General features: G+C 42.6%; 9 protein-coding genes. 4 read left to right on the forward strand and 5 right to left on the reverse strand.

The genetic code is table 11. The annotated features are described in order from the left end of the window. Positions 1 to 344: 344 nt before the first annotated feature. From hemJ to nusB, 3 genes are all read left to right on the forward strand, one after another. The gene (hemJ, locus tag IM515_RS24490; RefSeq protein ID WP_002756136.1) at positions 345 to 932 is read left to right on the forward strand and encodes a protoporphyrinogen oxidase HemJ; all 588 of its coding nucleotides are present in this window, start codon (positions 345 to 347) and stop codon (positions 930 to 932) included. 371 nt (positions 933 to 1303) lie between these two features. Further along, positions 1304 to 2767: a DNA phosphorothioation system restriction enzyme gene (locus IM515_RS24495; protein WP_287629255.1), complete on the forward strand. Its 1464-nt coding sequence runs from the start codon at positions 1304 to 1306 to the stop codon at positions 2765 to 2767. 137 nt (positions 2768 to 2904) lie between these two features. Next, positions 2905 to 3558, forward strand: coding sequence for a transcription antitermination factor NusB (gene nusB / locus IM515_RS24500; protein ID WP_287629256.1), 654 nt, complete (start codon positions 2905 to 2907; stop codon positions 3556 to 3558). Between the two features lie 24 nt (positions 3559 to 3582). On the opposite strand, the gene IM515_RS24505 is transcribed toward nusB, so the two are convergent. Together IM515_RS24505 and gloA are read right to left on the reverse strand one after the other, a co-directional pair. After that, positions 3583 to 4050 carry a CYTH domain-containing protein gene (locus IM515_RS24505; protein ID WP_287629257.1) on the reverse strand — a complete coding sequence of 156 codons (468 nt, stop codon included), beginning with the start codon at positions 4048 to 4050 and terminating at the stop codon, positions 3583 to 3585. Between the two features lie 198 nt (positions 4051 to 4248). Further along, the gene (gene gloA / locus IM515_RS24510) at positions 4249 to 4659 is read right to left on the reverse strand and encodes a lactoylglutathione lyase (RefSeq protein ID WP_002758448.1); all 411 of its coding nucleotides are present in this window, start codon (positions 4657 to 4659) and stop codon (positions 4249 to 4251) included. 420 nt (positions 4660 to 5079) lie between these two features. Between gloA and IM515_RS24515 the strand changes: the two genes are divergently transcribed. Beyond that, positions 5080 to 6255, forward strand: coding sequence for a PulJ/GspJ family protein (locus tag IM515_RS24515; RefSeq protein WP_287629260.1), 1176 nt, complete (start codon positions 5080 to 5082; stop codon positions 6253 to 6255). A gap of 262 nt (positions 6256 to 6517) precedes the next feature. Here IM515_RS24515 and trpE read toward each other — a convergent pair whose 3' ends face one another. From trpE to IM515_RS24530, 3 genes are all read right to left on the reverse strand, one after another. Continuing rightward, entirely contained in the window at positions 6518 to 8038 is a 1521-nt protein-coding gene (trpE, locus tag IM515_RS24520; protein ID WP_287629258.1) for an anthranilate synthase component I, read from the reverse strand. Positions 8039 to 8172: 134 nt separating this feature from the next. Continuing rightward, positions 8173 to 8598 (reverse strand): photosystem I reaction center subunit II PsaD, encoded by a 426-nt coding sequence (locus tag IM515_RS24525; protein ID WP_002740397.1) that lies wholly within the window; start codon positions 8596 to 8598, stop codon positions 8173 to 8175. Between the two features lie 168 nt (positions 8599 to 8766). Continuing rightward, positions 8767 to 10404: an ABC transporter permease gene (locus IM515_RS24530; RefSeq protein ID WP_287629261.1), complete on the reverse strand. Its 1638-nt coding sequence runs from the start codon at positions 10402 to 10404 to the stop codon at positions 8767 to 8769. Between the last annotated feature and the right edge of the window lie 354 nt (positions 10405 to 10758).

Here is a 10758-nt window from a genome sequence, read left to right on the forward strand (position 1 = left end):
AGTTATCAGTTAGAAGAGGATAGGGAAATGGGGGAATAGGGTAATGGGGAGATAGAGTAATTTCCACTAAAACCCTAAAACCCTAAAACCCCACTCCCCCAACACCCCACTTCATAATTCATAATTCATAATTCATAATTCATAATTCCCTCTCCCCACACCCCACACCCCACCTGCCCCCCCGATGTCGGGGGGGGTTGGGGGGGGTCACACCCCACACCCCTCTCCCTTCTCCCTGCTCCCCAATCCCCATTTTCCGTCTAAACTTTTGTATAGGGATAGTCTGGGAAAGCATGGATAACTCTTAGACTAATTAATTCGGGACTCACATCACAATATAGACTATGGCTTACTATTGGTTTAAAGCATTTCACTTGATTGGGGTAGTTGTTTGGTTTGCGGGACTATTTTATTTAGTACGTTTGTTTGTCTATCATGCGGAGGCAGCAACAGAAACGGAACCCGCACAAGCTATTCTGAAAGCACAATACGAGATCATGGAGAAGCGACTCTACAATATCATCACCACACCGGGGATGATTGTCACCGTGGCCATGGCGATCGGTTTAATCTCCACAGAACCGGAAATTTTAAAATCGGGATGGTTACATATTAAATTATCCTTTGTGGCTCTTTTACTGCTCTATCATTTCTACTGTGGTCGCATCATGAAGAAGCTAGAAAAAGGGGAATGTAATTGGACGGGACAGCAATTTCGGGCATTAAATGAAGCACCAACCCTGTTATTGGTAGTTATTGTCCTTTTGGCAGTATTTAAAAATCAATTACCCCTCGATTTGACCACTTGGTTAATTGTAGCTTTAGTGGTATTAATGGCGGTGACAATCCAACTTTATGCTAAAAAACGTCGCCAAGATCAAGAAAAACTTCGGCAAAATACTCCCCAAAAAGAGGAAGTAGCGACCAGGTAAATTATCTCAATCATTGCCTAGGTTTCTAGGATAACAGTTAAGAGTGGTTTGACAGCTATGGGATGGTCTTTTTAGTCCATCCCCATTGTATAGGGAGCAACCTTTAGTTTTTAAGTTTTTGGCTTTTTGCTATTTTTGAGCTTATCCCAAAACTATTTATAATAGGGTGATTAACTCCCAAGCTCTGGATTGTTTCTCCCTGCTCCTGCGCTCCGCTGCTCCCCTATACCTTTTAAACAGGATTTAGTATTATAAACCTCTTGCGAACAGGAAACGCTATAAATAAAAACAATCTCCTGACGACCGACGACCGACTCCTGGCTACTGACTCCTAACCCTAACAACAATTTTTGATTTTTACCAGAGGTCTTATGAATAGTTGCTGGATAGATTGGGAAAAAATAACTAGGGATTTTCTCAGTTCCCGCAAAATCAAGCAAGTTGCTGAATTGCGAGGATTCTATCGAGTTAATCCCTCTGGTATTCCTAGAATTCCTCCCGATTTAGAGTTGAGAGACTACCAAAATACAGCGATTATCAGTTGGTTTCGTAATCGGGGACGGGGAACTTTAAAAATGGCCACTGGCAGCGGTAAAACTATTACTGCTTTAGCTATTGCCATGGAACTTTACGAAGCGATAGAACTGCAAGTATTATTAGTAATTTGTCCCTATCGTCACCTAGTCAATCAATGGCAACGAGAAGCGGAAAAATTTAATCTTAAACCGATTTTAGCCTACGAAAGTGTCCATATATGGCAAAGTCAACTATCCACAGAATTATATAATGTGCAAGCGGGTAATCAAAAATTTGTCACTATTTTAACTACTAACTCAACTTTTATTAGCGAGGGTTTTCAATCACAAATAAAATTTTTTCCCGATAAAACTTTAATCGTTGGTGATGAAGCCCATAATTTAGGTTCCCCCCGATTAGAAGAATTATTACCCCGTTCTTTAGGTCTAAGATTGGCTTTATCTGCCACTCCTGAAAGATATTTTGATCAGGAAGGAACCGACGCTATTTTTGAATATTTTGGACAAATTCTACAACCAGAATTTACCCTAGGTGATGCTATTAGAAAAGGAGCTTTAGTCAATTATTTTTATTATCCAGTCTTGGTTGAATTAACCGACAATGAGGCTTTATTATACGCAAAATTGACCCAAAAAATTGGCTGGACTTTGCAGAAAAATAGTAATTTAAATGGTAATGAAAACCTGACGGCTTTGTTAATGCAAAGGTCACGATTAGTTGGTTCAGCAAGTAATAAATTACAGGCTTTACAACAACTGATGCAAGAGCGTTTAGATACGGATCATACTTTGTTTTATTGTGGGGATGGTTATCTGGAAAATTACACTGCTAATTATCGTCGTCAGGTAGAGGCTGTTACTCATTTATTGGGCAATCAATTAGGTTATCGAGTTGCTACCTACACCGCAGAAACTTCCCTAGAAGAACGAGAAAAAATTCGTCAACAATTTGAGGAGGGTTATCTGCAAGGATTAGTGGCAATTAGATGTTTAGATGAAGGAGTAGATCTGCCATCAATTCAAAACGCAGTCATTCTGGCTAGTAGTGGTAATCCTCGACAATTTATTCAGCGTCGCGGGCGAATATTGCGCCCCCATCCCGATAAAAAACAGGCCACTTTATTTGATATGATCGTTATGCCACCCACCTTAGATCGAGAAACCTGGGAAGTAGAAAGGAATTTATTACGCAAGGAATTAAAACGCTTTCTAGAGTTTGCCCAATTAGCCATTAATGCTCAAGAAGCTGAGACTAAATTAGGGGAGATTCAAGATAGATATTGTCTTTTATCTAATTAAAACTTGAAAAGTTAAATCTTGGCAGCTTTTATGCTAAAATAGATGTTAGTCAAGAATTGATCGCCGAGAAAAATTAACCCAACCGGATAGCGATCAATAAAGTTGTATAATTTTCCTTCCTCTCCTTCTAAACTTCTATGCCTCCCCGTCAACAACCCCGTCGCATTGCTCGAGAACTTGCCCTTTTGAGTTTAAGTCAGATTAAAGGCAATCCTGAAAACCTGGAACAGCAAACTTTAAACGATTTAATTTTAGTTGCAGTTAGAACCTTAACCGTCGAAATTCAAGAAACCTTAGAAACTGCCGCCGCTGAAATTAGTCGTGGTAATGAACGGATTCTCGCTAGTGATACTAAGGCAACAAATCTAAAAAGCGCCCAAACCATGGTAAAAGAAGCAATTTCTCTTACCCACAATGCCATTAATCGTTTAGGAACCGTGATAGATTTTCCCGAAATTGTCCAGTTATCTAGTCAGTACGAAGTGCGGGAATATGCCCTAGAATTAATCGGTACAGTCTATCGTCGTCGTGCGGAAATTGAACAGGAATTAACCAGTGCTTTAGTGGATTGGCAACTACATCGTTTACCGAGAATTGATCGGGATATCCTGCAAATTGCCGTGGCAGAAATGCGCTATCTCGATATACCTCAAAAAGTAGCAATCAATGAGGCGATCGAGTTAGCCAAACGTTATTCTGATGATGAAGGTTATCGTTTTATTAATGGCGTTCTCCGACGGGTAACAAATAAGCTAAACGAAACAGAAAAAGCCCTATCTACCCAGAGTTAAACTGGGAGTAAATTAATACTACAATCACCACATTTTATAGGGAAATTTCTGTAAATTGCTATTGTAGTATCGCTCATCTCCCGTGACTTCTTCGCCGATCCAATCAGGAATAGTAATGACTTGATCCTCTTGTTCTAACTCAATTTCAGCCATAATCAAACCTTGATTATCCCCCCAAAATTCATCAACTTCCCAAGTTAAATTATCCAGAGAAATGCGATGACGAATCTTTTCAATTAAAGGTTTCTTACAGAGGTTTTCTAACATGAGCGCCGCATCTTCTAGGGGAATTGCATACTCGAATTCTTGGCGACTAATGCCCTCAGTCTTGCCTTTAATGGTTAAATAACCCCGATCTCCAACTACACGAACTCGCACAGTTGTCAATCCATCTTGGGTAGGAATATATCCCTGACGATACAACTTGCCAGTCGCAAGCGATCGCCAAGAATCCCCTTTAACCAGAAACTTCCGTTCAATTTCAACAGACATAAGTAGGTAGGCATTAAAAACTTTCAGATGCCCCCCTTAATAAGGGGGGACTAAGGGGGGATCGGCACCCCCCTTATTAAGGATAGATACCCCCGCCTATCGGCACCCCCCTTATCAAGGGGGGCAGGGGGGATCGAACCTAAAATCCATTTTTAATTTAATTATAACCAGCTACTTAAGTTTTTGACGACAATAAATTTAAGCCGTAGCCACGGCAGCACCCTGGGTTCCCAGTTGAATTAACTCGATCTTGTAGCCATTAGGATCTTCCACAAAAGCAATCACCGTAGAACCGTGTTTCATCGGTCCCGGTTCCCTGGTGACATTGCCACCGAGAGCTTTAATTTTCTCACAGGTGCTATAGATATCATCCACGCCTAGGGCGATATGACCGTAAGCATTACCGACTTCGTAGCGATCGACTCCCCAATTATAGGTCAGTTCGATGACAGCATGATTAGCCTCATCGCCATAACCGACGAAAGCGAGGGTAAATTGACCATTGGGATAGTCTTTCTGACGCAATAACTTCATTCCTAGCACATCGCAGTAAAATTGTAGAGATTCCTGCAAGTTATTGACCCGGAGCATGGTGTGTAAGAGACGCATGATTATTTAGATGACATCGATCGAAAAATTACCTATCCTTGATTGTAACCAGTCCTTGTGCCTTATTATCTCCTTGAGGGTCAACCATTCCACCAATACAAATGTACGAAAACTCACTCACTCCCAAAAGCGATTAATAGCTGTAACCAAAATCACCTTTCTGGCCATATTTCAATTACTATCTATGGGATTTTCTTAGGCTATCCTGTAGTTAGTGGTGAAGCTAGTTAGGTCGAGACATTTTTGATCGGGAGTTTTCTAGGGAAATTTTGAAGGTAGTAGGTAGTAGTAAATTTTCAGTGGTTTCCGAAAACCCCTTTCGACTTGATTGACCAGTAGTTTAATAAAACCTCTGTGACTGCAATAAATGTTAAATATTTAGGGGAGTACAGAACAGAGAAATTGGGACGGGTTAAAGCTATGCGTTTTTATTTGGAGTATATCAATCACTTAGGTCGTTTACAGAAAAAATCCGCTCATCGTCGTCTGCAAGCGGGTTTCACGATTACAGAAGTTTTACTAGCAGGTTTGATGATGCTGATTGCCGTCTTGGTGGCGGGAAATGGCGTAATTAACCTGCTCAGAAGCAATTATCGAGCTAATGCCGATAGTGAAATCCAAAATAATCTTAATCGTACTCTAGAGTTTGTTTCAGATGAAGTGAGACGGGCAAGAATTATCGCTAATTCTGAAAAGCAGATCACGAGTACTAAAGTACCCAAAGGAGCGCAAGCAGTTCTAGCTTTCCAAATTCCCGACCCCGGCAATCCCAATCTGCTGCTCGGTGAACAGATCGTTTACTATACCCAGAACCCTGGAATTGGTGATAGCTTGACTGGTCCACGAGTCTTGTGGCGCTATGGTCCAAGCTTGAAAGAAAATGGCAACTACGATATTACTTCTTCTTGGCAACATTCCCCCGTCACCGATATGTTAGCAGCGCCTGCTAAGAACCCCAATTGTCCTGGGAATTTTAACCGAATCCCCGCCCTTGGCAATGTGGACGATTTTTATACCTGTGTTCGCATAGTTGGTAATCAAGTGATTTTGAATGCCAACGCTCAGGTAAAGATGACTACCAATGAGGCAGTTAACTACTCTGTCAGCACCAGAGTTTTCCCCAAAGCTATCTGGGGATTATTCCTCCTAATCAAACCTTTTAATGTCGGAGGTGATGGCGGGACTGTCCAGAAAACTCTACCCGTCCTTACCGTGCCAGCAGCTGTTACAGCTAAAGTTATTAAAGAAGGAACAAAACCTTGTACATTCACTCCTGCTGCTAATCCTTTCTCTGAATCTGCCTGCGGTGTTATTGCTGAACCTGACAAAGATTGGGACAAGGCAGCCAAGGAGGGATCGGAAGGAGCTTTGGATTCACCTGTTCTGGCAAAAGCTGGAGATGGCATTGTGGTTCATGTGAATGGGTTGCTTAATGCCAATCAGCTTAAAGGTCAAACCGTAGATGTATATACCTCTGATAGTAGCAGTTTACCTCCAGGCATCGATTCCCTTGCTAATAACCAAATTTTATTCGTGTTGACTAGAACGACTCCACCAGACTCCTATTCGATTTTAGTAACCATTGAACCCCAGTAGCTAGGGTTTGCGGCAAAAAGTTTGTTGGTGGGGTTAGGAGTCAGTTATCAGTTATCAGTTATCAATTATCAGTTATCAGTTCACTGAGAAAACTCCCCACACCCCAACCCCCCCCGATGTCGGGGGGGTTGGGGGGGTCACACCCCACACCCCACACCCTGTCCCCAGGAAAAACTTTTTGCCGCAAACCCCAGTTAGTTAACCCTATTCCTGCTCGGAAATCATGGCCAAATCCCCTTAACTGGCTCCCAACCTAAAAAATCTAACTTAAACAGCGAATTGCCTCCAATAAACCCCTCGCTTTGTTGAGGGTTTCTTCATACTCTTTCTCCGGCTCAGAATCAGCTACTAACCCTGCTCCCGCTTGCACAGAAACCAGATAATTTTGATTACCTTGGGGACGAACAATCATAGTGCGAATTGTGATGGCACTATTTAACTGTCCCTCGAAATCGTAGTAACCATAAACCCCTGAATAGGGACCGCGACGACAGGGTTCCAATTCATGGATAATTTCCATAGCACGAATTTTCGGGGCCCCACTGACGGTTCCCGCGGGAAAACAAGCTTTTAATAAATCCCAAGCACTTTTATTGGTGGCTAAATACCCCACCACATTACTAACAATGTGCATAACGTGGGAATAACGTTCAATGATCATTAATTCATCCACTTTGACCGTACCTCGATCGCACACCCGGCCTAGATCATTTCTCCCCAAATCCACTAACATAATATGCTCGGCAATTTCTTTGGGATCTTGCAATAAATCCGTTGCTAAAGCTTGATCTTCACCGAAGTTTTGTCCCCGGCGACGGGTGCCGGCAATTGGTCTGACCGTGGCCTTTATTTTACCTAATTCGTCCCGTTCTGCCTTAACCATCACTTCAGGACTAGAGCCAATAATTTGCCAATCCTTAAAGTTATAAAAAGCCATGTAGGGAGAAGGATTAATCAGACGCAAGGAACGATATAAATCGAAGGGATGACCATGATAATTGGCATTTAAACGCTGGGAAATAACCACCTGAAAAATATCCCCCGCTTTGATGTAATCCTTAGCTTTTAGGACATTTTGACAGAATTTTTCCTGAGTTGTATTGCTTTCATAGACTAATTCTTTTCCCTGACCAACGGGTAATAATTCCAGGGTTTTGGCATTAGTTGGTAGGGGTAATCGTAACTTCAGAACTAACTGTGTCACTCGATCGCAGGCCGCTTGATAAGCGGCTGCTAAATCGGGATTATTACCCCGGATATCGGCATAAGCGATCGCCCAGATTTTCCGTTTAACTTGATCGAAAATAATTAGATTATCCACCTGCATCCAAATACCATCCGGTAGATCGGCATCGGTAGCGGGATAAATAGGGACTCGCGGTTCGATCCAATTAATTAATTCATAACCCCAAAAACCAAATAAACCCCCTATTCCGGCGGGTAATTGCGGCAATTTAACCGGCACAATCGGGGCTAAACATTGGGTTAAAATCTCGAAAGGATCCCCCGAAAAAATCTCTTGAGAACCATTGCGAAAAGTTTGGGTGGTGGTGTTTCCCCGCGCTTCCAATACCCAGACGGGATCGCCTCCTAAAAAGCTGTAGCGTCCCAAGGTTTCGCCCCCTTCCACCGACTCTAATAAAAAATTGTAGGCTTGATTGGCACAAACTTTATACCAGGCCGAAACGGGTGTTTCTAGGTCAGCGATCCATTCTTGATAGACAGGAATAAAGTTACCTTGGCCAGCCAGTTGACGAAAGCGATCGAAGTCGGGGAAGATCATATTTTGATGGTTCAGGAAACGGATAGCACAACACTTGTAGCCGATTGCGATCAGAGAAATCGAGAGTCAGAAGTTAAATCTTGGGGCTAAATAGCTTCTAAATCTAACTCCCCACTCTCGATTTTAGGGATTATTTATGCTTCGTAGGGAGTGACACCAGAGAACTTAATTGTCGCTGGTTCGGGGTTTTTGCCGATATTGCGGTCTTTTTTGCCGAAAAATTCACGACCAGCGTTAACTTTTTCGGGGAAGACACCATCAGCAGGGTGGAGATACTGCACTTCACCACTGGGGTAAATCCGATAGATTTTGTAATCTTCGATTTTGGGCTTAAATTTCGTCCGGAATTGGGTACCAAGAGCGAGCGCGTGTTCTTTGCGGGCCAAATAGAGGAGATTTTCGCCTTCGTTCATGATAGCGGCGCCACCGGTGGGCATTTCAAAGACTTGTTCTTTGCTGCTTGTCCAGGTGATGGCGTACTTTTCTTCCAGATCGGCTTTGGCGAGTAAACCGCCCGTGCTGCCACCGAACTTAGGAGCTTTTCCAGAAAGTTCTGTCATAGGATGTTGTTCTCTCTACACAAATAAAGAAAAGGGGTTTTAGGGAATCCTATCACTGACACCCCCCCTCTCTAGTAGTCTTGTCAAGAACTGTAACATTATTTTGTACTAAACTATAGAACTAAGCTGCTGGCCGATCGCCAACTTGTCTAGGAATCGACCACCACTTTAATCGATCGCCCGTCGGGAAATTTGCCAACTTAAAAAAATTACCGGAATTAATCCCACTAAGACAATGGCCAGGGCCGGTGCCGCCGCTTCCACCAAACGTTCATCACTGGCGTATTGATAAACGCGCACCGCTAGGGTATCAAAATTAAAAGGCCTTAACACCAAAGTAGCCGGTAATTCCTTCATCACATCGACAAAAACTAACATAGCCGCCGTCAATAATCCCCCCGACAAAAGAGGAATATGCACTTTAATTAAAGTTGCACCAGTGCCATAGCCAAGGCTGCGGGAAGCATCATCTAAACTAGGTTTTATTTTACTTAAACTCGATTCTAACGTGGAAAAAGCTACGGCTAAAAACCGGACAACATAGGCAAAAATCAAACAGAAAATTGTGCCGCTCAGAATTAAATTGATATTTAATCCTTGGTTGAAAAAGTTATCTAATTTGCCGAGAGGAATTAAAACCCCCACTGCGATAACGATGCCGGGGATAGCATAACCAGCAGCCGCAATCCGCACAGAACCCTTAAGAGTTTTATTCGGATTAAGTCTTTCCCCGTAGGCGAGAATTAAAGCTAAAACCACCGCAATAATTGCGCTTAAACTAGCCAGAAAAAAACTGTTTCCCGATAGAGTAAAAAAGTCATTATTCAAAGTTTCTTGGGCATGATTAAAGGCTAGATAGGCTAGATAAAAAGCAGGGGCAATAAACCCAAGAAATACCGGCACAAAACAGGAGATCATTGCCAAAAAACTCCGAACAAATCCTAGTTCGTACTTAGTCGGTGACTGGAAACGATTGGTCATTTCATAGTAACGAGCTTGACGACGGGAGGATTGTTCAAGGAAAACTAAAACGAGGATAAATACCATTAAAACTGTGGATAACTGTCCCGCTGCTATGCGATCGCCCATGCCGAACCAAGTATTATAAATCCCCGTGGTAAAAGCATTAATTCCGAAATACTGCACCGTACCAAAATCGTTAAGAGTTTCCATTAAAGCTAGGGCTAATCCCGCCATAATTGCCGGTCTTGCTAGGGGTAAAGCGACAGTAAAAAAACTGCGCCAAGGATTACATCCCAAGGAGCGACTTGCCTCCACCGTACAGACAGATTGCTCTAAAAAACCGACCCTTGCTAACAGATAAACGTAGGGATAAAGCACCAGTATTAACATCAGAATCCCCCCCCAGAGAGAACGGATATTAGGAAACCAATAATCCTCGACACTATTCCAACCGAAAACACTTCTTAAGAACGTCTGCACCGGACCAAAATAGTCCATCATATTGGTATAAGTATAGGCCAAGAGATAGGCAGGAGCAGCAAGGGGTAGTAATAATAACCATTGAAATTGTTGACAACCGGGAAATTGACACATCGTTGTTAACCAAGCAGTGCCGACACCGATGATTAAAACGCCGCTGCCCACCCCGCACATTAACCAAAAAGAATTAACTAGATAATCCCAGAGAACAGTTTCGAGCAGATGTTGCCAGACTTGACTGGAATTAGTTAATAAACTACTGGCCACCGATAAAATCGGCAGGGAAACAAGCAGGGCAATTAGTAAAACTGCAATTGTCCATCCCTGTCTAAAAAAAGAGCGAGATTTTTTCAGAAAAAACATTTTTAATAAGATTGTTAAAGCAATTTTTAAGGTGGGGGCAAATCCTAGGGACTGATAGAGTAAAATACCTAACTCTGTCATTGAATAGGCACTTTCAGGGCCGTCTATTCCCACTTCGCTAAGATTATTTGGTGAAATGCGACACCCCCAATTTTCTTTTATGTCTTGGAATATGTCTGTGCGACATTGGCACTGGCGACCGTTTGACAGCAACATTGACATCCTCACCGCCGTAAACGGACGGTGATTCCCAAACCTCACGATTTAGGTTTCTGCTTCTTTCCCTTGCGGGGTTCCGCACCTGCCTTAACAGATTTACTCTGTTCTGGTCTTATGGTCGCTCTACAGACTGAC

Origin of the sequence: Microcystis sp. M44BS1 (assembly GCF_020244875.1) — a bacterium.
Lineage (GTDB): Bacteria > Cyanobacteriota > Cyanobacteriia > Cyanobacteriales > Microcystaceae > Microcystis > Microcystis panniformis.

Excerpts from the sequence above, each read along its gene's own strand:
- trpE (WP_287629258.1), bottom strand. The coding sequence starts at position 8,038 with ATGATCTTCCCCGACTTCGATCGCTTTCGTCAACTGGCTGGCCAAGGT.
- IM515_RS24505 (WP_287629257.1), bottom strand. The coding sequence starts at position 4,050 with ATGTCTGTTGAAATTGAACGGAAGTTTCTGGTTAAAGGGGATTCTTGG.
- IM515_RS24495 (WP_287629255.1), top strand. The coding sequence starts at position 1,304 with ATGAATAGTTGCTGGATAGATTGGGAAAAAATAACTAGGGATTTTCTC.
- hemJ (WP_002756136.1), top strand. The coding sequence starts at position 345 with ATGGCTTACTATTGGTTTAAAGCATTTCACTTGATTGGGGTAGTTGTT.
- IM515_RS24525 (WP_002740397.1), bottom strand. The coding sequence starts at position 8,598 with ATGACAGAACTTTCTGGAAAAGCTCCTAAGTTCGGTGGCAGCACGGGC.
- gloA (WP_002758448.1), bottom strand. The coding sequence starts at position 4,659 with ATGCGTCTCTTACACACCATGCTCCGGGTCAATAACTTGCAGGAATCT.
- IM515_RS24530 (WP_287629261.1), bottom strand. The coding sequence starts at position 10,404 with ATGTTTTTTCTGAAAAAATCTCGCTCTTTTTTTAGACAGGGATGGACA.
- nusB (WP_287629256.1), top strand. The coding sequence starts at position 2,905 with ATGCCTCCCCGTCAACAACCCCGTCGCATTGCTCGAGAACTTGCCCTT.
- IM515_RS24515 (WP_287629260.1), top strand. The coding sequence starts at position 5,080 with ATGCGTTTTTATTTGGAGTATATCAATCACTTAGGTCGTTTACAGAAA.